This window comes from Pseudarthrobacter cellobiosi (assembly GCF_023913815.1).
In the GTDB taxonomy this organism is placed as follows: Bacteria; Actinomycetota; Actinomycetes; order Actinomycetales; family Micrococcaceae; genus Arthrobacter; species Arthrobacter cellobiosi.
Genome location: NZ_JAMXBK010000028.1, coordinates 413,774 through 438,561, shown reverse-complemented (window position 1 = coordinate 438,561; position 24,788 = coordinate 413,774). Strand labels below are relative to the sequence as shown.

Here is a 24,788-nt window from a genome sequence, read left to right as displayed (position 1 = left end):
CAGACGCCTCAGGCGTCAACTCTTCTACTGCTCTCGAAAGGAGCACCCCATGAAATTCAAATCAGCTACTGAACGCACCCTGGCACTGGACGCAGCCCAGGAGCTTGTTGGGTCCGCACTCAAAGCCGGACGTAACCTCACCGCCGACGAGGCCGCAGAGGTCGAGGCCACCATCAAAGCAGCCGACGACTTCACCCAGGGCACCAAGGGCCGTGCGCTCCTGGACGCCATCGGTAAGTCAGGCTCCGCACCCGAGCTGGTCCGCACCCCGGACGGTGGCTACTTCACCGACACCAGCGGCCTGGGCAGCGGCGAGGTGGAGTACCTGGACCTCGGCTCCAAGGGCCACTCCAACAGCCTCCTGAACGCCATGAAAGAAAACCGGGGCTACGGCTCCAAGGCCCTCGTGACCAACGGTTCGGTGGTCATTGGGACACCGCTGATCAACCAGACACCAATCACCCTCGGTCGCCCGCTGCGGACCTTCCTGCAGAACATCCCGACCGTGCCCCGGCCCGCGTCCTACTCCTTCCTGGCGCAGGTCAGCCGGACCGACAACGCAGCGGTTGTTCCCGCAGGCGGGCTGAAGCCGACGACCGCAATGGGACTGGAGAAGAAACCCGGCAAGCTGAGCGTCATTGCCACCCTGTCCGAACCGATCGACAAGTTCGTCCTGGAGGACGACGCGGCGCTCGGCGGCTGGGTCGGAATGGAACTCACCCAGTCGGTCGCGGTCGCCCTGGAAACCCAGGTGCTGTCCGGCGACGGCGTAGGCGACAACCTGACCGGGCTGGCCAACACGTCTGGCATCCAGCTCTTCACCTCAGCCGCAGGCAACACCGACAAACTGGTTGAGATGCGCAAGGCGCTGACCAAGCTGGAGACAGTGGGCGAGACCCCGTCGGTGTTCATCCTCAACCCGAACGACTGGGAGGCCATCGCCACCAAGCGCAACACCTCGGGCGAGTTCGACACCGGCAACGCCATCGACGCCGAGAAGCGCACCGCGTGGGGAGTACCGGTAGCCATTAGTACCGCACTGGTACCCAACTCCTACTACGTCCTGGGTGAGAATGCGGTGGCCATCGGTCGCGACGGCGGAATCCGCACCGAGTGGGGAACCCCGGGCGACATGTTCCAGCGGAACCAGGTCCAGGCCCGCACCGAGGGCCGGTTCGGCCTGGAGGTCACCCGCCCGAAGGCGATCGTCAAGGGAACCTTCGTCACCGTCTAACCAGCGGCAAGATCTGGCGGGCTGACAACCCGCTGCGGGAGTCAACCGGGAGTTTGGCATTTGCCCCGGAAGGCCGCGAGAGTTCCTTCTTCGACTCAAAGACCGACCTGCTCCACCACCCCAGGAGACCCCTGGTACCAGCTCAACCGGTACCGGGGGTCTTCCGCGTATGGGAGGCATTGACGCCGCGACAGCGGCCAGTTTGGGGACAGGGCTACCGTGATAGTGTCCTCTCCCTCTCCGGCTTAGATGGGGGACTCATACGCGCGTTCGTACGCGCGAGGAGCAGATCGAACGCGCGTTTGATTGTCCGTAAGGCACTTGGAGCGACACGCGGTCTTTTCCACAACACGCAGGGCGTTAATTGTGGCTAAGTACTCCACAGGCTGTGGATTTCGTTCACGAAAACGGCAGAAAGCCGGGCCTTTTGAGGGTGCCTGCCTGTGGATTAAAAGTGCATTAATCGATGTACTTGTAATACATCATCTTGGGGTTCCGAAGAGCCGTCTGGCTTACAAGTAGTATCGGATGTACAGCAGCAATCCGGCTGCGTGTTAAAGCAACAAACCCCGTCCGAGAAGCCGCCCAGGCTGCAATCCTGGGAAGTCGAGACGAGGTATCCATCAGTCTGGAGAGCGGTTCTAACGATCGCCAACCTAACGGAGGTTATGTTGTACTCCCAAGGTAGTGGTTAAGGATCCCTATAGTCAAAGCCTTTCTTGGACTGTGCAGGAATGCGCAGGAATATCCAGGTATGGCGGCGACGGCCAGGCCCCGCAAGTTACTACTGAAGAGGTCAAATAGTGAAAATGCAATCAGCGCGTAAGAAGCGCACAGAAAACCGCCGCGCCTGGGCAAGGGCCGTTCATGAAGCGGCCGAGACGGCGAAGGACGTCACTGTCCTGGTCGTGTTCCTGAGCCCGATCTGGTTGCTGCTGCTCCAATAGCGGGGAGGTTGCGGGCAAGCCAAACCTCGTGTTCCGATTTTCGGGACGGGGTTTTCGGCCCTCAGCCCGCTGTTCTTCCCCGTCACCTTCCAGTTGCATTGGGCTGCAGCTACAGAAGACCCCCGGTGGCATCACCGGGGGTCTTCTGCTGTCCGGGGCCTCCCGTCGCCCGGTCTTGGTACTACGGAGGACCTCGCGTGGCTTCCGGGGCTACGAGTACCGCCCATGCCGTCCCAGTTCAAGGGAGGCCCGCTCTCGGGTTCCCGCGCAGGCACCACGACCCCTGGTTGTGTGGCTGGCAAACCCAGTGTTCTGATTGGGGTGTAGAACGTTCCCTCGTTCGATCCAGCGGCAGACCCGGCCCGGGGAGTGGTGACCCCGACAAACAGGCCGGGTCTCGTCGTATCTCCGAACTAGTTGCGCCGCACCCAAGACCCGTGCTTTCCTAGAAGTAGGAAGTTACAACCAAGTAACTCCACCGCTGCAACCAAGCAGCCGGTAGCACCGCGAGGTGCGAGTTCCTCGAACTGGTTAATGTCGAGGACGGTGCAAAAGGCACTCCGATCCCAAGGACGACCCACCGTCGTCCCGGTCTGGATCTTGGGGTGCCTTTGTTGTTTCACGGCACCCCTCTCAGGACGAGGGAGCAGTCGAAATGACGACTACACCAACTTCCCACAGCCCAGCCGTGGCCGTGGATTTCACCACCACTACCCAGCACACCTCCATCGAGCGTCTGCTCGAACTCCTGTTCGGGGAGGTGAAGTAATGCCCCGCCAGTACATCCCGAAGACGGACAAGCGCCTCTCGGACGAGACGAAGGCCAAAATCGCGGCTAAGGTCCGTGAGCGGAACGGGACGCCCGAGGCCCGGGCAGCAATCAGCGAGAACCTAAAGGCGTATCACGCCCGCGTCGCAGCAGCCCTTGCTCTGCTTGACGAGCAGGAGGCCAACAATGGTTAGAGCACCCTACGCTGAACCCGTCACCCGGACCCTGGGAGGAGTGGCCCTGGCGCTTGCAGCCCTGGGCTACTGGGTCTTCCCGCTGTGGCCCAACGGCAAAACACCTCTGCTCAGCAAGAAGAACGGCGCGGAGGGCTACAAGGACGCTACGACCGACCCCGGCCAGATCCGCCGCTGGTGGAACGACTACCCAAACGCCAACGTCGGAATCGCGGCTGGCCTGTCCGGTCTGCTTTGCCCCGACCTCGACGTCAAGAACGGCGAGGACGGACCCGGAGAATACGCCAAGCTCGTCGCGGGCTTGGACCTGCCTGATCCAGTCGTCGTAACGACTGCCAGCGGCGGGTTCCACTACTACTACCGGGGACACGCGGGGAGCACAGCAGGAATCCGGCCCGGGGTTGATGTCCGCTCGGACGGTGGTTACGTGGTCGCTCCTGGCTCGGTGGTCAACGGCAAGCGCTACGAGGGGGACCTCCCGCGAGTCGAGGACCTGCCCGAGGCACCAGAGGCCTTGCGGGTTCTGCTGATCCGCGAGAAGGGCCACGGGGTGACGGGGAGTGTCATTGGGCGGGCGTCGGTCGGGGAAATCCTGACCAAGCCACCCACCGAAGGTAGCCGAAACCAAGAACTCGCAAAGCTCTGCGGTCACTACGCGCCTCGGTTCGATTCCGACGAGAAGGACTTCTACCTCGCGACTATCAACACGCTGGTCAAGGACTGGGGCCTGCCGGTGGAGGAGGTCGAGAAGACCGCCGAGAGCATCTGGCACCGAGAACGGGTCAACCGGGCCGAGGTCCTGCCCGCGATTGCTGGCAACAGCCTGCAAGCGATATTCGCGGGTACAGAGGACTTCTGGAACGCCCGTCCCTCGCTCCAGTTGATTAGGCAGGCCGCTATAGGACGGCAGGTCACTCCTTGGCCAACCCTGGGTGCTGCGGCGGTAATGGTCCTGGCGCGGATTTCGCCTGATGTTGTTTTGCCACCGATCGTAGGTGGTGTGGCGTCGCTGAACTCGTTTGTTGCGCTGGTCGGTCCGTCCGGTGCTGGCAAGGGAGCGTCAGAGGCTGTGGCCCGTGACCTGCTTGGGCTGGAACCGGGAGAGCTGACCACCCTGCCGATCGGTTCCGGCGAGGGTATCTCTAAGGCGTTCGCCACCAAAGACGCCAAAACCGGAATACAAACCCAGCACGAGACCCGGGTGTTGTTCACCGCTTCCGAGGTTGACACCCTCACCGCGATTAATGCGCGTGGCGGCTCGACCACCTCAGCCACACTCCGAAAGATGTGGTCCGGGGAGCAGCTCGGAGCGCAGAACGCGGACAACACCCGCGCTGTGATCCTGGACCCGCACAGCTACCGGGCCTGCTTCATTACCGGGGTCCAGCCGGGGAGGGCCGAGGGCCTGCTGAACGACGCTGACGGAGGGACGCCGCAGCGCTTCCTCTGGTTCCCGGTGTTGGATCCAACACTGACCGACGAGGAGTGGACGTCCACTCAGTGGACTGGCGAAATCCTCTCGATTGGTAAGCCTTGGGACGTCCACTTCGGTCAAACTGAGATTCCGCTGCCCGAGTCGGTGATAGCCGGGATCAAGAAGCGCAGGGCCGATGAAGTGCGGGGCAAAGTGGCCGTCATGGGTGGTCACGCCCAACTTACCCGGCTCAAGTTCGCCGTGGCACTTGCCATCATGGACGGCCGGGAGCACGTGGACGAGGAGGACTGGCGGCTCGCCGGAGTGGTCCTGGAAGTCAGCAACCGGACACGGGCCTGGATGCAAGAACAGCTCGCGGAGTCCCAGCGGACCGAGGCGCAGAAGAAGGGCAAGATCGCCGGGGTAATCCGGGAGTCGGCTGTCGAGTCTGCCAAGCGAGAGAAGATCCAATTGACTCAGGACAAGATCCTGGCGCACGTGGACGGCGCAGGGCGTGACGGGATCTTGAAGAGCGAGCTGGTCAACCGCAAGTTCGACAGCGAGACCCGACCCCTGGCACGAGAGCTGGTCGAGTCAATGCTGGCCTCAGTCCCGCCACTGCTGGTCGAGTACTCGGACCGTGGCTCGGCAGTTCGGCTTACACGGTGAGCGGGCCATGTGGTGCGGGGGTGGAGAGGTGAAGCCTCCACCTATCCTCCATACGCCTCGTCACGGGGTGGGGATTTCGGAGACCTTTTATAACTACTACTAAACATACAAAGACCCCGGAAGGACGCGGGCGACGAGTTGAGCCAGTGACAACCATCACAGCGGACCTGCAAACACCCCATAGTGGAGCGGCTCCACCCGCTCCACCTACTCTGCAACCCATCAAGAGAGGCGCGAAAATGAACACAAAAGACCAGGACCCGGCAGCATTCTTCCCGTGGCTGGCAGGACAACCTCGGGCGAGTGTGGCTGGCCGACTGTCTCTGCGGCTCTTCGCGGACCTTGCAGCGGGCAGGCTGGCTCAGGTGCCGACGACCCTGCACGAGGTCAAGGAATGGGCCAGGACGACCCGGCGCGGGGACGCCGAGGTCCAGCAGTGGTTGCCCGTGACGATCAAGTACTGGAAGCAGTGGCTCGCGACCACCACGGTGTCAGCACTGGTCGGGGACGAAGCAAAGTGAGCACTCGCGGAGGGCGGACTGCTTCACATCAGTCCCCCCTCCGCTTCAGCCAACGGACGAACCTATTTGGGAACGAGCGAAAGAACCCGACGAAGAATTTGCCAGCGGCGGTGACCCAATTCACCACCAGCGACCCGACGATGGCCCCGACGATGTTCGAACCAAGGGACGTTTGGCTCCAAGCGAAGAAGCCGTTGATAAAAGAGAAGAAGTCCATAATTTCTATCCGTAAAGCCTGGGGATGTTGCATTTGGCGGCGATAATCCGCCGCCTTGGGGTCCGCACATACTTGTGCCGTGAAAAATTCGCGTGTTTCGATGGAATTTTTTCCCTTGACAGCCAGTCAAAATCACCACCGAGGAGCCGAAAATGACCACCAAGACCCAGACCCCCGCCGAAACCGAACTGGCCACCGGGAGCGGCAACTGCAACTGCGGATGCGGGGAGCTTGTCGGCAGGATGGGCAAGAGCCTCTACCGCCCAGGGCACGACGCACGGCACGCAGGCAACGTGGCCCGGTACGTCGCCGAAACCGGCGACGACACCGCCGTCTCCAGCCTGCCGACCGCAGCGCTCCGCAACAAAGCCGAGAACATGGTGCTGCGGCTCCGGACCAAGGCCCAGGCGCAGGCCGACCGCGAGGCCGCCAAGGCAAACAAGCCCGCCAAGGCCAGCAAGTGGGCCGACGCCGAGCCGGTGAAGCGCGGCCGCTGGACCTACCCAACCCGGACCAACGGCAAGGTCACCCAAATCAATGACAAGCGCGACGGTTCAGGCAGCTGGACCGCACTCTAACCAACCAACACCAGCAAGCCCCGGCGACAGCCGGGGCAGCGCTGTAGGAGAAGCAATGAAGGCAGCATGGTACGGGCGGGTCAGTTCACTCGGGCAGGTGGACCACGGCAGCTCCCTGCAGACCCAGCGGGAGAAGTGTGAAGCCGTAATCAAGGGCCGGGGCTGGAAGCTCGCGGGCGAGTTCGTGGACGAGGGCCTCAGCGGGGCCAAGGACGACCGCCCGCAGTGGCAGGCGCTCCTGGCCGCGTGCCGCTCCGGCGAGGTCCAGGCCGTGGTCGTGGCGTCCCTGGACCGCATGAGCCGCAGCGCCTCCCACGCCATCCGGATCACCGACGAGCTGCACCGCCTCGGCGTAACCCTGTTCGTGATCCGCGAAAACATTGACCTCTCGACCAACGCGGGCAAGCTCACCCGCACCATCCTCGCCGGGGTTGCAGAGATGGAGCGCGACCTGATCCGCGAGCGCAGCATCACGGGACAACGCGCCAAGGTTGCCCGCTCCGGCTGGCCCGGTGGCCAACCCAGCTACGGCTGGCGGCTGGAGGGCAAGGGCAAGGACGCGCGACCCGTCCCCGACACCGCAGAGCGCGACACGCTCCAGTCAATGGTGAAGTCCGCGCTCGCAGGCCGGACCACGGGCGAAATCGCCCGCGAACTAAACAGCCAGGGCGTCCCCACAAGGTCCGGTGCCGACTGGTCCCACACCGTGGTCCGCCGCATGCTCCGGAACCCGGCCCTGGTCACTGGGGAACACCGCTGGGGCCACACCGGCAAGACCGGGGACCGCTACTTCAAGACCCAGGCCGACGCCCGCACCGGCAAGCCCAAGCACGGGGACCCGGTGGTCCTGGAACTGCCCGAGCCGCCGCTGGACCGGGAGACCTTCGACGCGCTGCAGCAGGTCTTGGACGCTGCCCCGAGGTCCGGCCAGCGGCAGGACAACCAGCAGCGGCAGTGGCTCTCCACGAGGGTTCACGGGACCTGCGGGAGGCACTACCTCGGCGTCCTGGTCCTGGAGCGTTCCGGGGTCCGCAGGCCGGTTTACCGCCCGGAGTGCAAGCGCAGGCCCAAGGCAGGCCAGCCGGTGTGCGACTGCCGACAGATCGACGTCGCCAAACTGGATGCAGCGGTCTGGGCCGAGGTCGTCGGCGTCTTGGGCGATCGGGAGCGGCTGCTGAGACTGGCGGCAGAGTGGACCCAGAACGGGACCACGAGTGAGGCGGACGCGCAGGAGGTGGAGCGGCTGGGGGAGCAGTCCCGCAAGCTCACCCGGGCGATCCAAAGGGCCACGGACGAGGCGTTCATGGCGGACGAGCCGGAGGAGCTGCTGGTGCGGGTGGCCCGCTACCGCTCACAGCTCGCAGACGTGAAGGCCAAGCTGGACGCGCTGCAGTCCGCTGGCCCTGGGGCACGGGGCAACGCCCGACAGCTCACCGAGCTTGCTGCCCTGGCCGACCGGGCAGCGGAGCGGCTGCAGCACTTCGGGGACGCCGAGCGGCTGGAGCTGGTGGAGCTGCTGGCCCTGCGCGTGGAGGTGGCCGGACCCCTGGTGGGTGGCCTCCCGGAATCCGTCACCGTCCGTGGTGTCTTGGACCCACGGGCGCAGTAGCAGACCCAGTAGGACAGCTATGCTGGCCGCCGTGGGCTTCGCCGGACTTCTCGTCTTCATTCTCCGCAGCGACGAAGTACGCGGATTCCTGTTGAACCTCATCCGCACGGCGCTGGCCTTGCCATGAGCCTGCCGCCGGTAGCGCTGCAACGGGCCAATGACCGTGGCAGCGGCCGGGACCAGGGCGGGGGCAGCCGCGTGGTGCTGGGTCCGGCGGTCTCGTTCCGTCGCTGGCGCCGTGGGCCGGGGAATGCCCACGGCGCCGTGACGGCGGAGTTCGCGGTAGCGCTGCCGGCAGTTCTGTTGCTCCTCGCACTGCTCTTGGCGGGAGCCTCCGCGGGCGTAACCCAGCTCAGGCTCGAGGAGGCGGCGCGGGCCGGCGCCAGGGCGCTGGCCCGCGGCGAGGACCCGGCCGCAGTGCAGGGGATCGTCACAACCTTGGCTGGGACGTCGGCAACGGCGTCCGTTGCGGCCGAGGGCGAGTGGCTCAGCGTCACGGTGGCTGACGGTGTGGGCGGGCCGCTGGGGGCAACTGTGCCCTGGACACTCACAGCCAGGGCCACCACGCGGAGCGAAAGGCCAGCCGCCGCGGCCACTCCCCGGTTGGAGCCGGTCGTGGCCCCGGAGGAGGCAGCCGCGTGAACAGGCAACTCGAGGAAAATCCGGAGCGCGGTTCGGGAACAGTACTGGCTGCGGGCCTGGCGTTGGTTGTCATCATGGCGATGGCCCTGATGTTGTTGTTCGCACAGTCCGCGGCGATGGCCAGCAGGGCAGCGGCAGCGGCGGACCTCGCTGCCCTGGCCGCGGCCGATGCCCTGCGCGGGATCACGTCCGGAGACCCCTGCACGGTGGCCGCCGAGGTAGCAGCCCGCCATGATGCGGCACTCGTCAGCTGTACGGAAGGGGCCGGCCAGACCGTCATGGTCCGAACGGAGCTGAATGCACGCACACTGGTTGGCGCCGCAACCGGTCAGTCGCGGGCCGGACCGCCGCCCTGAGCGGCTGTGGTGCTGAATGGCTCTGTGTTGGCCAGGAATTCCGCACCGCCGGGAGGCATTTCACGCGCGTCTTTGAGGAGGACGTCGATGAGCGTGACGGCGGCAGCCTTGTCCAGCGGATTGTTCTTGTTCCCGCATTTGGGGGACTGGACGCAGGACGGGCAGCCCGACTCGCATTCACACGCCTTGATGGCGTCGCGCGTCGCGGAGAGCCACACCTTTGCCTTGTCGAAGCCGCGTTCGGCAAAGCCAGCACCGCCGGGGTGCCCGTCGTACACAAAGATGGTGGGCACGCCGGTGTCGGCGTGGATGGCGGTGGACACTCCGCCGATGTCCCAGCGGTCGCTGGAGGCGACGAGCGGCAGCAGGCCGATCGCCGCGTGTTCGGCGGCGTGCAGAGCCCCCGGGAATTGCGCCTCGACCAGCCCGGCGCCTGTCAGCGAACGGTTCTCCACCACAAACCAGACTGCCTTCGTGAACAGGTCCCGGGCGCCCAGCTCCAGCGGCTCCTCGCCCAGGATTTCATTCGAGATCAAGGCCTTGCGTTGAAAGGAAACCACCTGCGTTGTCACTTTCACATCGCCGAAGTGCACAGCGATATCGCCCCAGTGCTCGGTCCGGAGTGTTTCGAGCACTTCGATCTGGGTCACGTCCCGGGCCGTTGTGTAGTAGTCGGGGTTGGCGCGCCGGACCACCACACAGTGGTCGTCTTCGTTCAGGTCCTCCACCACATAGCTGTCGCCCTGGTGCACGTAGATGGCCCCTGTGTGCGCCTGGTAATGCGTCTGAGGCGAGTCCATCGTCCCAAGGAGGGAGCCAGTGTCGGCGTCGACGATGCTCACCGGTCCGCCTCCGTCGGCGCGAAGGTTCACCATGGCCGCAGCGCTCTGGGAGTGCGTCCAGAACCAGCCCGCCGGCCGGCGGCGCAAATAGCCCTGCGCCACGAGCTGCCCCAACAGCTTCTCTGCTGTGCCGCCGAACAGTGCCAGCTCAGCCACGCCCAACGGAAGCTCCGCGGCGGCGGCACACAGATGCGGCCCCAGCACGTACGGATTGGAGGGATCAAAGACGGTGGCCTCCACTGACACGTCGAAAATCGCCTCCGGATGGTTCACCAGGTAGGTGTCGAGCGGATCATCGCTGGCCACAAACGCGGCAATGGCATCCTGGCCCGCGCGCCCTGCCCGGCCGATCTGCTGGAACAGCGACGCCCTGGTGCCTGGCCAGCCCGCCACCAGGACGGCATCCAGCCCGGAAATGTCGATCCCCAGCTCAAGGGCGGACGTGCTGGAGACACCCAGCAGTTCGCCTGACCTCAAGGCCTTTTCCAGGGCCCGCCGTTCTTCCGGAAGGTACCCGGAACGGTAAGCGGCCACGCGTTGGGGAAGGCTGGGATCCACTTCGTCCAAAAGGCGCTTGGTGATCGAAGCGATCGTTTCCGCACCGCGGCGCGACTTGATGAAAGCGATGGTCCGGATCCGGGACGAAACCAGGTTCGCCAGCAGATCGGCCGTTTCAGCAACGGCCGTGCGGCGTTCCTTGGCGCCGTTCTCGCCCTTGAGCTCGGTCAATGCAGGTTCCCAGAAAGCAACGGTGGTGGAACCATGCGGCGAGCAGTCCTCGGCAACGGCCCGGACCGGTGCCCCGATCAGGCGGCCGAACGATGTGCCTGGCTCAGATGCTGTGGCAGACGCGGCGATGAACACCGGACCGGGATGGGTTGTCCCGGCACCGTAGTACGCGCAGATGCGTCGCAGCCGGCGCATCAGGTTGGCCACGTGCGAGCCGAACACCCCACGGTAGCTGTGGGCCTCATCCACAATCACGTACCGCAGCCGCCGGAAGAAGCTGGCCCACCAGGCATGATTGGGAAGGATGCCGAAGTGGAGCATGTCCGGATTCGCCAGGATGAAATTGGCGTGGTCCCGGATCCACCGGCGGGACGCGGGGTCGGTGTCGCCGTCGTACGTCTCGGCCCGCACGGTGGGCAGTTTCAAGGAACGGATGGCTGCGAGCTGGTCGGCAGCGAGTGCCTTCGTGGGGGAGAGGTAAAGCGTCACGGCGCCGTCGTCGTGGATTTTTCCCGGTTCGGACAGGACGCGCAGTTCGGAGCGGTGGATGGCGTCGAGCGCCGGCAGTTGGTAGGCCAAGGACTTACCGGAGGCGGTGCCGGTGGCGATGACCACGTGCTCGCCGCAGTGGGCCAGGTTGGCGGCCTGGATCTGGTGCCGGTAGGGCTTGTGGATGCCCAGGGAGCCATAAGCGGCCACAAGATCCGGATGCGCCCACGCCGGCCACGGTTCGTGGACTGCCTGGCGGGCGGGGATGGTGCGGACATGACGCAGCTGCTCCGGGTCCGGGCCTCGGCCCAGCAAAGGAATCAGGGAGTCATGGGGGTTCACCCAAACATTCTTTCACCCGGGGAAAAATCACCCCACGGAAAGGTCTGCGCCTTCATCAGACGTGGACAGCATCAGTACGCGGCAAACAGTGGACCAGCCCAGATGGGAATACAGCTTCTGGCCGTCGATGGAGGCCAGCAACAGGCCGTTCTCTACATCCGGTCCGATGGCCTGCGCAGCAAGGGCCTTCATGATGAAGCTGCCCAGGCCGCGGCGCTGGAACGCGGGTTGGACCACAATCTTGTCGAACACTGCAGTCTCGCCAACCACAAAAACCCTGCCGCTCGCCGCCACCGTGTCACCCGAGCGGACCACCGCGTGGTGGACGCCGTCGAGTTCGGAGGTGACCATGTTCAGGTCATCGTCGGAGAGCCACGGATCTTCCGTATCCTGGGTGGACATGTCCACAATCATCATGGCCTGCGATGCGGACGTAACGTTCAGTCCGTGCTGTTGGGCCAGTGCCGTGAAGCGGGCGGGATTGTTGCTGAGGATGGTCAGGACCCTGGCCGGAGCCTCCGCGGTCTTCGCAGCCAGGGCCGCGAACTCGTCATCGGAGGGGTCGTGGGCAAAATATTCCCACTCCCCGGTAGTGTCGGCCCGCAGTGCGGCGGGGAAGCGGCCCTCAACCGATATCTGGTAACCGCGGCAGCCGGCCCAGCCAGCTACCCAAACTTCAAGAAGGCGTGTGATGTCTTCAACCAAGGCGTCCGGACTCATGTCATGAGGGTATTCCAGCCCCGACACAAGCAACAGGGGTAGGGTGCCCCGATGTGACTTGATTATGGAATCGTGACCAGACAAGACTGACGGCATGCCCGCCACCAAGGATCTGTCCAAGAACATATTTCCGCTGCCCCTGCTGGTCTGTGTCGCCTTAATGGTGGCCATGGTGGGCGGCGCAAGGTACTGGGAGACGGTGGCGCGGATGCTTTCGCGGTCGCCGCGACGGCCACGGTGGTGCCCTTCGCCGTCGTCGTCCTGGGGTACCGGGCAGGTGAAACCGCCCTGAACAGGCGCGACGCCGCCACCGCAGCAGCGCAGCCTTAGCCCCGGCCAACCGGCGGGTCCGGTGCCCGGCAACCCAGTACCCTTAAATACGTGGCTTTGAACCGAATTGTGCTCTTTTACGGCTTTACCCCCATCGCAGATCCGGACGCGGTGCGGCTCTGGCAACGTGCCCTGTGCGAAAAACTCGGGCTGACCGGACGCATCCTCATTTCCAAGGACGGCATCAACGCCACGGTGGGCGGCGAAATCGGGGCGGTCAAGCAATACGTGAAGACCACACGCGAATACAAGGGTTTCCACGGCATCGACGTGAAATGGTCCGACGGCGGCGCGGAGGACTTCCCGCGGCTGAGCGTTAAGGTCCGGGACGAGATCGTCTCCTTCGGCGCGCCCGGCGAACTCAAGGTGGATGAGCACGGCGTGGTGGGCGGCGGCACTCATCTGAAGCCCGAAGAACTGCACGAACTGGTGGAGGCCACGAAACAGGCCGGCGAGGACGTGGTGTTCTTCGATGGCCGCAACGCCTTCGAAGCCCAGATCGGCAAGTTCAAGGACGCGATCGTCCCCGACGTGGCCACCACCCACGATTTCATCAAGGAGCTCGACTCCGGCAAGTACGACGCCCTCAAGGACAAGCCGGTGGTCACGTACTGCACCGGCGGCATCCGCTGCGAGGTGCTCTCCAGCCTGATGGTGAACCGCGGCTTCAAGCAGGTGTACCAGCTCGACGGCGGCATCGTCCGCTACGGCGAAACGTTTAAGGACCAGGGCCTCTGGGAAGGCTCGCTCTACGTGTTCGACAAACGCATGCACCTGGAATTCAGCGAGGACGCGAAGACCATCGGGGAGTGCGTCCGCTGTGCCGCGCCCACGAGTAAGTTCGAGAACTGCTCCAACCCGAGCTGCCGCACGCTGACGCTGTACTGCGCGGAGTGTGCCGCCAGCCCGGAGACGCTGCGATGCCCCGAAGGCTGCGCGGCCTGAACGGTGCGGCCGGTTCAAAGCTGGCAGGCACAAAAGTTCAGAGCCGGGCCAGCCGGTAGGCGAAATTGGCGGGGGACTGCGCTTCAACCTGGAAATGCAGCACCGTTTCCTTGGACAGGTAGATCACGCTTTCGCGCCGTGATCCGCAGCGGAGGCTGAGGTCCACCATGGTGAATTCGTCATTGCGGACTTTGAAGTCGACGCGCCGCTGGCTCCGGCACACCAGCACGAGGACGTAGGTTCCCGCGGGGACGGGCTCCGTGGCGTCCGCGCGGATTTCCTCCGCGCGCAACAGGCCGAATGTCCTGTGCGCCACCTGCAGGCCGGGCCCCACTTGGGACTCCGTCAGCCAGGCCTCCATTTCAGCCTCGCTGACGGGATCGTTCCGCCACAGCTCAGCGCGCGACCCCGGCACGGTCACCTCCGGCACGGCCGGGGCGTTCTCCGCGGGACGCCACCCTTCGTCGTACGTGTATTCACATCCGGCGAGCGCAGATCCGGCCATCAGGGCGCCCGCCGTCCAGAGCACGACGGCGGCCCTCACTCGGGTGCGCATGGATACCGACCGGGACGGGCAAGCACCCGGACGAGGTACCGCCCTCCGGGGCGGCGGCGCCCCCAGCGTTGCGGGCATACTCCGACTCTATGCCCGGCACGGACCCCAATCCAGAGCCTCGCGGAAGTGAGGGGAGGGCTGGTCGGGGGAGTTAGGGGCTGCTGCTTGCCGGGGCTACGGGGGCCGGACCGGCCAGCGGTCCGGCAGGAGCCTTTTCGATGCGAAGGGCGGCGACCGAGGATTCTCCGCCGCTGGTGGGCGCCAGCGTAGCCGTCACCCGTCCGGCCGTCAGCTGCACGGTGGATTCGAAGGGATCGCCGCAGAGAACCTGAAGGTCCAGGAGCTGGACACTGCCCTGCGAAACGGTGAGCTTCGCCGCGGGGCCGAGACTGGGGCTGCAGGCTACCCGAATGAGATAGGAGCCGTGGTCCGGCACCAAACCCATCAGGCTTGAGCCGGTGTTTCCCATGCCGCCCAGCGTTGACGCCACCCTGCGGTCCGTTTCCGGTCCGAGCTGCGCCTCCACCTCGGCGATTAGTTCAAGTTGGCGGGCCTCTTCTTGGGCACTGGGACTGCCTGGCCCATCGCCAGGAACCGGTGGCAGCGCGGCGGTGCTCGCGCCTGGCAGAGGTTCGGAATCCGCGTACTCGCACGCACTCAAACCGAACGCTGCCACGAGCATGCAGGCGGCCGCCGCAGCTCCCCGCGGCATGGATCGGCGCGCACCGGACTTTCCCCCAAGAAATGCCATTCCCCGAGCCTACCGCCGAGCGGCTGGCAACTAACCCGCGGTTACCAGCTGGTAGGCGTAGATCAGCGGCGCATCGACGCTGGAGGCGCTGAGCTCCAGCGGTCCGGATTCCAGGAGCGTGATCTTGATGGACTCCCGCGCGCCGTAGCAGGCCGCCCCGAGGTCGGCGAGTTCCTTGCCGCCGGACCGCACTGCGAGGAAGGCCTTGCCGCCGCCTTCGCAGACGAGTGTCAGCGTGTACTTGCCTGCCGGCACGTTTTCCGTGTGGTCAATGGGCTGGGCGTTGAGGATCTTGCCGGAATCCTCGGCAACGATGCCGCTGGCCGACGGCATCGCCGTGGCCTTCCAGGCCGGCACATCGGCGTTCTCCACCGAAAGCTGCTGCGCGCAGCCCGAGACGCCGAGGAGGACAGCTGCTGCAGCCACAGCGGAGAGGGCGCGCGCCATGGAGGAAGGAAACGGAACCATGCTTCTAACTTACCGGGCGATCGGGGCCGTCTTCACCCGGCGATCAGCTCCTGTCCTTCGCCGCGGTGCACCGCAAGGTACACCCTGTCCCGCAGGATGTTGGCCTCCCCGTCTGTCAGCGTCCGGTCCAGCGGCTGCAGCACCAGCCGCAGCAAAACGTTGACCTGCCCGGCATCCATCCGGAGGCGCTCGACGGCGGTCGGCGGCAGCTCGGCCGTCGTGGTCACGGCCACGACCTCCAAAGCCGCCAGGACCTCGGCGTCCGGACCGAGGGCGGTGCGGACAAGGTCGCCCAGGAGTTCGACGTCGGCATCGGCGGCGGTGTCCAGCACCAGCGAAAGGTCCCGCCGGATTTCCGGCATGGCGGAGACGGAACGGTACGGCGCTAGGTCAAGCATCTGCGACTGGACGTCCGGATGCCCCGAGCGCAACAGGCGGATGTCCGCGATGCCTTTCCGCAGCATCAGCGCCCGGTCCAGCCCCAAGCCGAGGGCCAGGCCCGCCCAGCGCCGCGGGTCCAGGCCGGAGCCACGCAGGACCGGAGCGGCCGCCAGCCCGCACTCCGCCAGCTCCAGCCACTCGGGGCGCCCATCCGGCTGCGTCATCAGCACGTCCAGCTGCCGTCCTGCTGCGGTATAACTGTGCCGCGCCGCGGTAGAACGCCACTGCACGTCCGGGTACAGCGCCGCGGGGAGCACCGCCTCCACCACCGCCTCCATCATCGCGTCCAGGTCGGAAGGACCAAGCAGCCCGCGCGCCTTGAGCCGCCAGAGGTCCACCTGGTGCGGGGCGCCCACATGCGTTCGGTCGATCGCATCGCGCCGGTACACCAGGCCCGGGAGCACATGCAGTTCGTCGTAGTGGCCCAGCTCGCCGCGGAGCGAATCCAGCAGCGCCGGGATGCCCGCGGACGCATGGCTCCGGAGCATCACCGTGGGGCTCACGTGGCGGGAATAGCGCGAGTCCCGGGTGACGTCGTCGGGCGAGTATCCCAGCCGGTCATAGTTGTCAGCGGTGGCCACGAGCGGGTTGAGCCGGTGCGTCCGGGACGGCACGCCCCAGAGTCGCTCCAGCGCCGCAACCAAGTCGGCCAAGAGCAGCTGCATGGCGTGCGGGCCGGCGCCGGGATCGGAAAGGTCGCGCAGGGAAAGGGCGGAGTTGAGCTGGCTGAGGGAGAGGTAAGTCTTCATGTTCGGGGGTCCTTTGGTGCATCAGGTAGGGGAGGGGGAGATCACCCTCAACCGCTGAGCCGGACGGACCCCGGCAGCGCCAGTCAGGCGCGCGATGGGAAGCCCGTGCGGCCGGTGAGCGGCCGAGGGCTGATAAATCGCTGCTGCCTATGCATGCGTCCATGATACGCCGCACCTTCCTAAGGCTCTTGACCTTGACGCTACGTCGACATCGGCCTGCTCAAGCCCAGCCGCACCGGCCACAACGGTTACCGCTACTACAACCAGGATGCGCTGGTGCAGCTCCAGCGCATCCTGCTCCTACGCGGGCTGGGGCTGGGCCTGCCGGTGATCAGCCAGGTGCTCGACGACGAAACGGACGCCGCCGAAGCCCTTACCGGGCATCTCGAATCTCTCAAGCAGGAACGGGTCAGGCTGGCGCGGCAGATCGCGTCGGTCACACAAACCATCGAAGCAGTGAAAGGAGGTGGCGAAATCATGGCAGAAGACATGTTCAGCGGTTTCGACCACACGCAGTACAAGGACGAAGTGGAAGAACGCTGGGGCAAGGATGCCTACGCGAAGGGGGATTCGTGGTGGCGCGGCATGAGCACCGAGAAGAAGGCGGCGTGGAAGCAGCGCTCGCAGCAGCTGGGCGAGGACTGGATCGCCGCCGCCACGGCGGGTATCGCACCGGACAGCGCGGCGGCCCAGGACATCGCCAGGCGGCACGTCGAATGGCTGACCGGCATCCCGGGCACCCCGGCGTCGGACGCCCGCGGCAAGGGTGACGTCAAGGCATACGTCACCGGGCTCGGCGAAATGTACGTTGCGGACCCCCGGTTCGCGAAGAACTACGGCGGCGCGGAGGGTGCCGGCTTCGTCCGGGATGGCCTGAAGATCTACGCGGCGGAGAACCTGTAGCCCGTCAGGAGGAAGCCTGCCCGCCAATAGACTTGGGCGGTGACTGATTCCACGCATTTCCTGGCCGGCAACACCCCCGATGCCCCGCGCAGCGACCTCCCCGGGCTGCTGACGGCGCTCGCCGCGGACCTGCGCCGGGTGGATTACACGCTCGACGGCGTGGCGGGGCTGCTGGGCGAGTCAGCCTACCGCGCGCTGAACCGGGACCAGATCATCCCGGCGCTGCTAGCCACCGAGAGTGCCACGGAGGGTGAGGCTGCGCACGGTGAGAAGACGACGGCGGCGCTCGCCGCCGTCGTGCGTCTCTGGCTCCTGGCGGAACCGCAGACGCGGGAAACGCTCGACGCCGCCCTGCCGGGAATCCGGGCTGACGGCCTGGTCGAGCTGGGGCTGCTCGAGCCCGTGCCCGGCCCAGATCGGCCCGGCGCTGAGCTGCCCGCCGCCGATCAGCCGGCGCAGGACTTGCTGCAGGCAAAAGCGGATCTGCGGCCGTACGGCTGGGACGCCAATGAGGACGGCAGCGGCGGCGCCGAACTCTGGGTGGCCAGCGACCTCGCCGCGCACCAGCAGGCCGGCATGCTGCGGCACGACCATGTGCTGGGGATCGGGCAGGCGTCCACCACGCTGGTGCAGACCACCGTCCGCCGCCACGTCGCCAAGGCCCTGGACCTGGGCACGGGCTGCGGCATCCAGTCCTTCCACCTCCTGCACCATGCCGAGCATGTGACGGCAACGGACATCTCGGAGCGGGCCCTGGCCTTCACCCGGTTTAACCTCCTACTTAATGCCGCGGCCCTGCACCTGGACCCGGAACACCTGGAGGACCGGGTGAGCCTTCGGCTGGGGTCGCTCCTGGAGCCCGTAGCCGGGGAGGAATTCGAGCTAGTGGTGTCCAACCCGCCCTTTGTGATCACGCCGAGGACCCTGGGCGAAGCCGCGTCCGGACAGTTCACCTACCGCGACGGCGGGCTGCCCGGCGATGACATTGTGTCCTCGCTGGTGGCGGCGCTGCCCGGTGCGCTGGCCCCGGGCGGCACCGCGCAGATGCTGGGCAACTGGGAAATTCCCGCCGGGACCGAGTGGCACGAGAGGCCCAAGAGCTGGATCGGTCCGGACGCGGATGCCTGGTTCATCCAGCGCGAGCAGGTGGGCCCGGAGCAGTACGCCGAAACGTGGCTGCAGGACGCGTCCGAATCCCGCGACCGGAGGCATTACCGAGACGCTTACGCGGCCTACTTGGCGGACTTCGGGTCCCGGAACGTGGCGGGGATCGGCTTCGGGATGATCTGGCTGCGCCGGCCGGCGGGACAGGTCGCCGGACCGGAAGCGGGACCCGGCGCCGCCTCCATCAGCCGTTTCGAGGAAATCACGTACCCCATTGAGCAGCCCATCGGGCCCCACCTGGGCGCCGCCGTCGAGCGTTCCGACTGGCTGGCCGCCAACAGCCTGGCGGACGCGCACCTGCTCGTCGCGGACGACGTCACCGAGGAACGCCATCAGCGCCCCGGCGCCGAGCACCCCGGCGTGATCCTGCTGCGGCAGGGTGCGGGCCTGCGCCGGACCAACCTGCTCAGCACCGAACTCGCCGGATTTGTCTCCGCCTGCGACGGTGACCTCTCCGGCGGCCAGATCATCGGTGCCCTCGCGGCGCTGCTCGGCGGGAGCCTCGCCGGAGAGGACGGGTTCGACGGTGACGCGTTCCGGACCAGGCTGCTCGACGACGTCGCGAACCTGGTCAGCGACGGTTTCCTGGTTCCTTCCGAGCCTGCTGAATAGTGGTTTGGCGGGCACCGGAACACCCCAAATCGGGGTCCCGGATGTGCCTGATGAGTCAACGGGTTTTCCACATGAATGCGCACTATCGTCCAAAATATGGTGAACTAGGCCAATATGGGCTCATCTGCCCGAGCAACCTTTTTCTGTAGGAGCACCGTGCCAAGCAAGGCCAAAACAGGCAAGAAACTCGTGATTGTGGAGTCTCCGGCCAAGAGCAAGACCATCGCCAAGTACCTCGGCGAGGGCTTCATCGTAGAGGCCTCAATCGGTCACATCCGCGACCTGCCGCAGCCGTCTGAGCTCCCCGCAGAACTGAAGAAAACCTCGGTGGGCAAGTTCGCCGTCGACATCGAAAACGACTTCAAACCCTATTACGTGGTGTCCGCGGACAAACGGAAAAAGGTCACCGAGCTGAAGGCCGCGCTCAAGGATGCCGACGCTCTCTATCTCGCAACCGATGGGGACCGCGAGGGCGAGGCCATCGCGTGGCACCTGCTGGAAGTGCTCAAGCCCAAGGTCCCCGTGTACCGGATGACATTCGGCGAAATCACCAAGGAAGCCATCCACCGCGCCATGGACAACCTGCGCGATGTTGATACGGCACTGGTGGACGCGCAGGAAACCCGCCGCGTCCTGGACCGCCTCTACGGCTACGAGATTTCCCCCGTGCTGTGGCGCAAGGTGGCCCGCGGCCTGTCCGCCGGCCGCGTCCAGTCCGTGGTCACGCGCATGGTGGTGGACCGTGAACGCGAACGCATGGCCTTCAAGGCCGCCTCCTACTGGGACCTGACGGGCCAGTTCGGGGCAGGTGCCGGTTCGTTCAAGGCCAAGCTCGCTGCGGTTGACGGCGCCAAGGTGGCCAGCGGCCGCGACTTCAACGACGACGGCGTTCTTACCTCGCGCAATGCGGCGCACCTCAACGAGGAACTCGCCACGTCACTGGCCGCCGGTCTCCAGGATGCGGACTTCCGTGTCCGGTCTGTGGACACCAAGCCGTATACCCGCCGTCCGGCCGCGCCTTTCACCACGTCCACGCTGCAGCAGGAGGCCGGCCGCAAGCTCCGCTTCTCCTCCAAGAGCACCATGCAGGTGGCCCAGCGGCTGTACGAAAACGGCTACATCACCTATATGCGTACCGACTCCTCGGCGCTGAGCGATGAAGCCGTCACGGCCGCCCGCCGCCAGGCCTCCGAGCTGTACGGCCCCGAGTACATCCCGGCGTCGCCCCGCGTGTACACCAGCAAGGCTGCGAACGCGCAGGAAGCCCACGAGGCCATCCGCCCCGCCGGTGACTCCTTCCGCACCCCGGCGCAGGTGGCCAAGCAGCTCTCCGGCGACGAGTTCCGCCTGTACGAACTGATCTGGAAGCGCACCGTCGCATCCCAGATGGGTGACGCCAAGGGTTCGACGGCGACCATCCGCCTGGGTGCAGTTGCCACCGATGGCCGGGACGCCGAATTCTCCGCCTCCGGCACCGTCATCACCTTCCCCGGCTTCCTGGCCGCCTATGAAGAAGGCAAGGACGAAAGCCGCGGGGACGACGACTCCGACGAAGCCCGGCGGCTGCCGAACGTGGCCAAGGACGATGCCCTCACGGCGTCGGACATTGTGGCCGTGGGCCACGAGACCTCGCCGCCGCCGCGCTTCACCGAAGCTTCGCTGACCGCCGAGCTGGAGAAGAAGGGCATCGGTCGCCCTTCAACCTACGCCTCCACTATCTCCACCATCCAGGACCGCGGCTACGTCCGGAAGCAGGGTTCCGCGCTGGTGCCCAGCTGGATCGCCTTCTCGGTGATCCGCCTGCTCGAGCAGCACTTCACGGACTATGTAGACTACGAGTTCACGGCGGACATGGAAGGCGACCTGGACAAGATCGCCAACGGCCAGGCCGTTGGGTCTGCCTGGCTCAAGCACTTCTACTACGGTGAAGATTCCGATCCGGGCCTGCTCAGCATCGTGAACAACCTGGGCGAGATCGACGCCCGGGAAATCAACTCCGTGCCCATCACCGAAGGCATCACCCTGCGCGTGGGCAAGTTCGGTCCCTACCTGGAGAGCTCCATCCCCACGGTGGACGCCAAGACCGGCGAAATCGTGGAGAACTCCCGCGCCAACGTCCCCGAGGACCTGGCGCCGGACGAACTGACGGCGGCGAAGGCCATCGAACTGATGGAAACGGCTGCGCCGGAAGAACGCGTACTGGGCGACGACCCCCACACCGGGCACAGCGTTGTCGCCAAGAACGGCCGCTACGGCGCCTACGTCACCGAAGTCATCCCCGAGATGACCGAGGAACAGCTGGCCAACCAGCCCGTTGAGTACTACAAGAACGGCAAGCCGAAACCGCCGAAAAAGCCGGTCAAGGCCAAGCCGCGCACCGGTTCGCTGTTCGCGTCCATGACCGTGGATTCCGTCACCCTGGACGAAGCGCTGCAGCTCATGAGCCTGCCCCGCGCCCTGGGCGAGGACACCGAAGGCAACCTCATCACGGTGCAGAACGGCCGCTTCGGACCGTACCTGAAGAAGGGCACGGACTCCCGCTCCATCGGCACCGAAGAGGAAATCTTCACCATCACGCTGGAGCAGGCGCTGGAGATCTACTCCCAGCCCAAGCAGCGCGGCGCCCGTGCCGCGGTGGCGCCGCTGGCCGAGTTCGGACCGGACCCCGTTTCCGAGAAGAACATCGTGGTCAAGGAAGGCCGCTTTGGCCCGTACATCACCGACGGCATCACCAACATCACCGTCCCGCGGTCCACATCCTTGGAGGAACTGACCCGCGAACAGGCCGTCGAGCTCCTCGCCGAGAAGCGGGCCAAGGGTCCGGTCAAACGCACCACAACGGCCCGCAAGGCCCCGGCCAAGAAGAAGGCCCCCGCCAAGAAGTAAGTATGGGCGGAATTGCGCCGAGCTCTCCAACGTGGTCGAGTAGATACATGACTGAACAGCCCGGCACAGCCGATCTCACGCCGCTCAACGAACTCGAAGAGAAGCTCGCCCAGGGCGGCCAGCCCGAGGGCAGCCCGGTGGACGTCATCCTGTCCTTCCTCAACAGCGAGGTCTACGTCATCAGCACCGACGGGATCGAGGGGGAGGATTCCCAGGTGGAGCCGCTGGTATTGGCGAACGCCGACGGCGAGCCCGTCCTTGCGGTGTTCTCGCACCCCAGCCGCGTTGACGAGCAGTATCTTGAGGCGGCGCCGAACGTCCTGGGGACCCAGGGTGCAGCCATCATCGCCAACATTGGCGAGGAATTGGGCATGGTGATCAACCCCGGCGCTGCGTATGGGTTTGAGATCAACCCGGAGGGCGTCGCCAACATCAAGCGCGACTTCAAGCGGGCCGATGAGCTTCCCGACGGCGCACCCGAGGACGCCTCCGCAAACTGACATCTTTAGTGCAGGTTGTGAGTAAGGGCCTGGCCGGGGGAATAATGGCAGGATGCGGCTAGGCGTCCTCGATATCGGGTCAAACACTGTCCACCTTCTCCTGGTGGATGCCCACCCTGGCGCGCGTCCGGTGCCTTTCGCGTCGCACAAACGGCCCATATCCCTGGTCCAATACCTGGATGCCGACGGCAACATCACAGACGAAGGGCAGCACGAGCTGACCGAATTCGTCCTTGAAGCCTGGGAGTTTGCCGCCAGGCACAAGGCGGACGACCTGCTGGCTTTCTGTACGTCGGCCATCCGTGAAGCCACTAACGGCCCTGCCGTGCTGGCCCGGGTCAAGCACGAAACCACTGTCACCCTGCAGGAACTGACCGGCAGCGAAGAAGCCTCCATGACCTTCTTCGCCGTCCGCCGCTGGTACGGCTGGGGTGCGGGACCGATCCTGAACCTGGACATCGGCGGCGGCTCCTTCGAAATGGCCTTCGGGCAGGACGAACTGCCCGAAGTGGCCACTTCGGTGCCGCTGGGCGCCAGCCGCCTGACCCGCGACTGGCTGGCTGAGGACCCGCCTTCCGCCAAGAGCGTCAAAGAGCTGCGCCGCTACATCCGGGCCACCCTCGCCCCGGCGGTCAGGCAGTTCGACGGTCTGGGCCGCGCCAACGTTGTGGCCGGAACCTCCAAGACCTTCCGGTCGCTCGCCAGGGTAGCCGGGGCAGCCCCGAGCGCCGCAGGGCCCTACGTGAAGCGCACCCTCAACGCCACGGATCTGGGCGTGTGGGCGCAGCGCATTTCGGCCATGAAGTCCGAGGACCGGCTCTTTCTGCCGGGCGTGTCAGAGGCCCGCGCACACCAGCTGCTCGCCGGGGCTCTGGTGGCCGAGGCTGCCTTGGAAATGTTCAAGTTCAAGAAGATCAGGATCTGCCCGTGGGCGCTGCGTGAAGGGCTGATCCTGCGCCGGCTCGACCAGTTGGTCTTTGCCGGTCCGCTGGATCCGGCCCCGCATATCGTGGAGCCCGCCGCGGCACGCCAGGCTATCGAGGCTTCACCCGCCTGAGGCCCGCCGCGGCTTGATTGAGGCCCGCTATGCCTGCGGCCTGCCTGGCCGAAAGAAACCGTTAACGCGAAAGCGCCGGCGTCCGCAGCAGGAAAATGGGGGAAAACCTGCTGCAAGCCACCGGCGCCTCGGGCAAACATCCCCATGCTTGCCGCATCACTCGCACCCTCAATGAGGTAATAACTACGTTAGGCGGCGAAGTTGTGTGCAAGCTGCAGCGAACATGGGAGTCGGCTGTGAATCGGTTTCGGCGGGTTCCCTCTTTTCCCGATTCGTTCCATTTCTGCAGCCGCCCACCCGAACTGCAATGATGGAAGCATGAGCAACCGAATCGCCTTCCTGGGCTGTGGATCCATGAACGAAGCCATCCTCGCCGGCCTCCTGGGCGGGGGAACCGACCCCGCCGACGTCGTGGCCACAGTCAGGCGTGCTGAACGCGCTGCGGAACTGGCCGTGCGTCACCACGGCATCACGGCCATCGCAGGCGAGGAGGAACCGGACAACAACAAGCAGGCAGCCAAGGGATCCGCCGTCGTAATCCTTGGCGTCAAACCGGTGGGCATCGTCGACCTGGCGCGCGAGATTAGCGGCTCACTGTCCCCGAAGGCCATCGTTGTCAGCGTTGCCGCAGCCGTGTCGCTGGCGCAACTGGAAGCTGCGCTGCCTCCCGGACAGCCGGTGATCCGCGCTATGCCGAACACCCCTGCCAAGCTGGGCCGCGGCGTCGTGTCCGTCTCACCCGGAACCAACTGCACGCCGGAACAGCTCCAGACCGTCAAGGACATCCTTCGGGCCACTGGCACCGTGGTGGAGGTGCGCGAGGATCAGGTGGATGCGTTGTCGGCCATCAGCGGCTCGGGTCCCGCCTACGCGTTCTACCTGGCCGAGGCTATGGCAGCTGCCGGCGTCGAGCTGGGCCTTGATCCCGAGTTGTCGCTGCTCCTGGCGCGGGAGACGGTCGCTGGCGCGGGCTTTATGCTTGCCGAGCCGGGCGCCGATCCTTCGGCCCTGCGCAAGGGAGTGACCAGCCCCAACGGCACCACCGAACGGGCCATCGCCACCTTCGACGACCGGGGCATACCAGCCATCATCGCCGCCGGCGCCCGCGCCGCAGCAGACCGCTCCGCGGAGATCACCAGGCAGCTCGGCTGAGC

Annotated in this window: 23 protein-coding genes and 1 pseudogene; 18 read left to right on the top strand and 6 right to left on the bottom strand. The window is 65.7% G+C overall.

Annotated features, from left to right (window positions below):
• Window positions 1-49: 49 nt before the first annotated feature.
• The 10 genes and pseudogenes from NG701_RS20245 (at window position 50) to NG701_RS20200 (ending at window position 9,150) form a co-directional block, all read left to right on the top strand.
• A complete protein-coding gene (locus NG701_RS20245) occupies window positions 50-1,234 on the top strand; it encodes a phage major capsid protein (RefSeq protein ID WP_252570344.1) in 1,185 nt (394 codons plus the stop codon).
• Window positions 1,235-2,043: 809 nt separating this feature from the next.
• Window positions 2,044-2,181 (top strand): hypothetical protein, encoded by a 138-nt coding sequence (locus NG701_RS20240; RefSeq protein WP_252570342.1) that lies wholly within the window; start codon window positions 2,044-2,046, stop codon window positions 2,179-2,181.
• 768 nt (window positions 2,182-2,949) lie between these two features.
• Window positions 2,950-3,144, top strand: coding sequence for a hypothetical protein (locus NG701_RS20235; RefSeq protein WP_252570340.1), 195 nt, complete (start codon window positions 2,950-2,952; stop codon window positions 3,142-3,144).
• Entirely contained in the window at window positions 3,137-5,227 is a 2,091-nt protein-coding gene (locus NG701_RS20230) for a bifunctional DNA primase/polymerase (RefSeq protein WP_252570338.1), read from the top strand. The genes NG701_RS20235 and NG701_RS20230 overlap by 8 nt, the downstream gene beginning before the upstream one ends.
• Window positions 5,228-5,466: 239 nt before the next feature.
• Window positions 5,467-5,748: a hypothetical protein gene (locus NG701_RS20225; protein WP_252570336.1), complete on the top strand. Its 282-nt coding sequence runs from the start codon at window positions 5,467-5,469 to the stop codon at window positions 5,746-5,748.
• 369 nt (window positions 5,749-6,117) lie between these two features.
• Window positions 6,118-6,543, top strand: a complete 426-nt coding sequence (locus NG701_RS20220; protein WP_252570334.1) for a hypothetical protein — start codon at window positions 6,118-6,120, stop codon at window positions 6,541-6,543.
• 55 nt (window positions 6,544-6,598) lie between these two features.
• The gene (locus NG701_RS20215; protein ID WP_252570332.1) at window positions 6,599-8,152 is read left to right on the top strand and encodes a recombinase family protein; all 1,554 of its coding nucleotides are present in this window, start codon (window positions 6,599-6,601) and stop codon (window positions 8,150-8,152) included.
• A gap of 16 nt (window positions 8,153-8,168) precedes the next feature.
• Window positions 8,169-8,279: pseudogene (locus tag NG701_RS20210) on the top strand (DUF4244 domain-containing protein); the annotation flags it as partial.
• Window positions 8,276-8,794, top strand: coding sequence for a TadE family type IV pilus minor pilin (locus NG701_RS20205; RefSeq protein ID WP_252570330.1), 519 nt, complete (start codon window positions 8,276-8,278; stop codon window positions 8,792-8,794). The pseudogene NG701_RS20210 and the gene NG701_RS20205, both read left to right, overlap by 4 nt.
• Window positions 8,791-9,150 (top strand): Rv3654c family TadE-like protein, encoded by a 360-nt coding sequence (locus NG701_RS20200; protein WP_252570328.1) that lies wholly within the window; start codon window positions 8,791-8,793, stop codon window positions 9,148-9,150. Before NG701_RS20205 ends, NG701_RS20200 begins: the two co-directional genes overlap by 4 nt.
• On the opposite strand, the gene sftH is transcribed toward NG701_RS20200, so the two are convergent.
• Together sftH and NG701_RS20190 are read right to left on the bottom strand one after the other, a co-directional pair.
• Entirely contained in the window at window positions 9,123-11,552 is a 2,430-nt protein-coding gene (sftH, locus tag NG701_RS20195) for a DEAD/DEAH box helicase (RefSeq protein ID WP_252570326.1), read from the bottom strand. The two genes, NG701_RS20200 and sftH, sit on opposite strands and share 28 nt — an antisense overlap.
• 27 nt (window positions 11,553-11,579) lie before the next feature.
• Window positions 11,580-12,272 (bottom strand): GNAT family N-acetyltransferase, encoded by a 693-nt coding sequence (locus NG701_RS20190; protein WP_252570325.1) that lies wholly within the window; start codon window positions 12,270-12,272, stop codon window positions 11,580-11,582.
• Window positions 12,273-12,366: 94 nt separating this feature from the next.
• Between NG701_RS20190 and NG701_RS20185 the strand changes: the two genes are divergently transcribed.
• Both NG701_RS20185 and trhO read left to right on the top strand, forming a co-directional pair.
• Window positions 12,367-12,564: a hypothetical protein gene (locus tag NG701_RS20185; protein ID WP_252570323.1), complete on the top strand. Its 198-nt coding sequence runs from the start codon at window positions 12,367-12,369 to the stop codon at window positions 12,562-12,564.
• 89 nt (window positions 12,565-12,653) lie between these two features.
• Window positions 12,654-13,547 (top strand): oxygen-dependent tRNA uridine(34) hydroxylase TrhO, encoded by an 894-nt coding sequence (gene trhO, locus NG701_RS20180; RefSeq protein WP_252570321.1) that lies wholly within the window; start codon window positions 12,654-12,656, stop codon window positions 13,545-13,547.
• Between the two features lie 37 nt (window positions 13,548-13,584).
• Here the strand turns inward: trhO and NG701_RS20175 are convergent, their stop codons facing one another.
• The 4 genes from NG701_RS20175 to srmL form a co-directional block, all read right to left on the bottom strand.
• Window positions 13,585-14,103 carry a DUF6023 family protein gene (locus tag NG701_RS20175; RefSeq protein WP_252570319.1) on the bottom strand — a complete coding sequence of 173 codons (519 nt, stop codon included), beginning with the start codon at window positions 14,101-14,103 and terminating at the stop codon, window positions 13,585-13,587.
• A gap of 151 nt (window positions 14,104-14,254) precedes the next feature.
• Window positions 14,255-14,854: a hypothetical protein gene (locus tag NG701_RS20170; protein ID WP_252570317.1), complete on the bottom strand. Its 600-nt coding sequence runs from the start codon at window positions 14,852-14,854 to the stop codon at window positions 14,255-14,257.
• 30 nt (window positions 14,855-14,884) lie between these two features.
• Complete coding sequence (locus tag NG701_RS20165) at window positions 14,885-15,322, bottom strand: DUF6023 family protein (RefSeq protein ID WP_252570315.1); 438 nt, start codon at window positions 15,320-15,322, stop codon at window positions 14,885-14,887.
• 32 nt (window positions 15,323-15,354) lie between these two features.
• A complete protein-coding gene (gene srmL / locus NG701_RS20160) occupies window positions 15,355-16,512 on the bottom strand; it encodes a PheS-related mystery ligase SrmL (protein WP_252570313.1) in 1,158 nt (385 codons plus the stop codon).
• Between the two features lie 210 nt (window positions 16,513-16,722).
• Here srmL and NG701_RS20155 point away from each other — a divergent pair, with 210 nt between their 5' ends.
• From NG701_RS20155 to proC, 6 genes are all read left to right on the top strand, one after another.
• Window positions 16,723-17,415: a MerR family transcriptional regulator gene (locus NG701_RS20155; RefSeq protein ID WP_252570590.1), complete on the top strand. Its 693-nt coding sequence runs from the start codon at window positions 16,723-16,725 to the stop codon at window positions 17,413-17,415.
• Window positions 17,416-17,454: 39 nt separating this feature from the next.
• Entirely contained in the window at window positions 17,455-19,191 is a 1,737-nt protein-coding gene (locus NG701_RS20150) for a DUF7059 domain-containing protein (protein WP_252570311.1), read from the top strand.
• Between the two features lie 156 nt (window positions 19,192-19,347).
• Complete coding sequence (gene topA, locus NG701_RS20145) at window positions 19,348-22,077, top strand: type I DNA topoisomerase (protein WP_252570309.1); 2,730 nt, start codon at window positions 19,348-19,350, stop codon at window positions 22,075-22,077.
• Between the two features lie 47 nt (window positions 22,078-22,124).
• Window positions 22,125-22,577, top strand: a complete 453-nt coding sequence (locus tag NG701_RS20140) for an SseB family protein (RefSeq protein WP_252570308.1) — start codon at window positions 22,125-22,127, stop codon at window positions 22,575-22,577.
• Between the two features lie 52 nt (window positions 22,578-22,629).
• Entirely contained in the window at window positions 22,630-23,634 is a 1,005-nt protein-coding gene (locus NG701_RS20135; protein ID WP_252570305.1) for a Ppx/GppA phosphatase family protein, read from the top strand.
• A gap of 318 nt (window positions 23,635-23,952) precedes the next feature.
• Window positions 23,953-24,786, top strand: a complete 834-nt coding sequence (gene proC / locus NG701_RS20130) for a pyrroline-5-carboxylate reductase (protein WP_252570304.1) — start codon at window positions 23,953-23,955, stop codon at window positions 24,784-24,786.
• The last annotated feature ends 2 nt before the right edge of the window (window positions 24,787-24,788 follow it).

Bases quoted from the DNA above. Each gene is read 5' to 3' on its own strand.
- NG701_RS20140 (WP_252570308.1), top strand. From the start codon at position 22,125: ATGACTGAACAGCCCGGCACAGCCGATCTCACGCCGCTCAACGAACTC.
- NG701_RS20245 (WP_252570344.1), top strand. From the start codon at position 50: ATGAAATTCAAATCAGCTACTGAACGCACCCTGGCACTGGACGCAGCC.
- NG701_RS20205 (WP_252570330.1), top strand. From the start codon at position 8,276: ATGAGCCTGCCGCCGGTAGCGCTGCAACGGGCCAATGACCGTGGCAGC.
- NG701_RS20240 (WP_252570342.1), top strand. From the start codon at position 2,044: ATGCAATCAGCGCGTAAGAAGCGCACAGAAAACCGCCGCGCCTGGGCA.
- NG701_RS20230 (WP_252570338.1), top strand. From the start codon at position 3,137: ATGGTTAGAGCACCCTACGCTGAACCCGTCACCCGGACCCTGGGAGGA.
- NG701_RS20165 (WP_252570315.1), bottom strand. From the start codon at position 15,322: ATGGTTCCGTTTCCTTCCTCCATGGCGCGCGCCCTCTCCGCTGTGGCT.
- NG701_RS20170 (WP_252570317.1), bottom strand. From the start codon at position 14,854: ATGGCATTTCTTGGGGGAAAGTCCGGTGCGCGCCGATCCATGCCGCGG.
- NG701_RS20220 (WP_252570334.1), top strand. From the start codon at position 6,118: ATGACCACCAAGACCCAGACCCCCGCCGAAACCGAACTGGCCACCGGG.
- NG701_RS20235 (WP_252570340.1), top strand. From the start codon at position 2,950: ATGCCCCGCCAGTACATCCCGAAGACGGACAAGCGCCTCTCGGACGAG.
- proC (WP_252570304.1), top strand. From the start codon at position 23,953: ATGAGCAACCGAATCGCCTTCCTGGGCTGTGGATCCATGAACGAAGCC.
- srmL (WP_252570313.1), bottom strand. From the start codon at position 16,512: ATGAAGACTTACCTCTCCCTCAGCCAGCTCAACTCCGCCCTTTCCCTG.
- NG701_RS20135 (WP_252570305.1), top strand. From the start codon at position 22,630: ATGCGGCTAGGCGTCCTCGATATCGGGTCAAACACTGTCCACCTTCTC.
- NG701_RS20185 (WP_252570323.1), top strand. From the start codon at position 12,367: ATGCCCGCCACCAAGGATCTGTCCAAGAACATATTTCCGCTGCCCCTG.
- NG701_RS20190 (WP_252570325.1), bottom strand. From the start codon at position 12,272: ATGAGTCCGGACGCCTTGGTTGAAGACATCACACGCCTTCTTGAAGTT.
- NG701_RS20175 (WP_252570319.1), bottom strand. From the start codon at position 14,103: ATGCGCACCCGAGTGAGGGCCGCCGTCGTGCTCTGGACGGCGGGCGCC.
- NG701_RS20225 (WP_252570336.1), top strand. From the start codon at position 5,467: ATGAACACAAAAGACCAGGACCCGGCAGCATTCTTCCCGTGGCTGGCA.
- NG701_RS20215 (WP_252570332.1), top strand. From the start codon at position 6,599: ATGAAGGCAGCATGGTACGGGCGGGTCAGTTCACTCGGGCAGGTGGAC.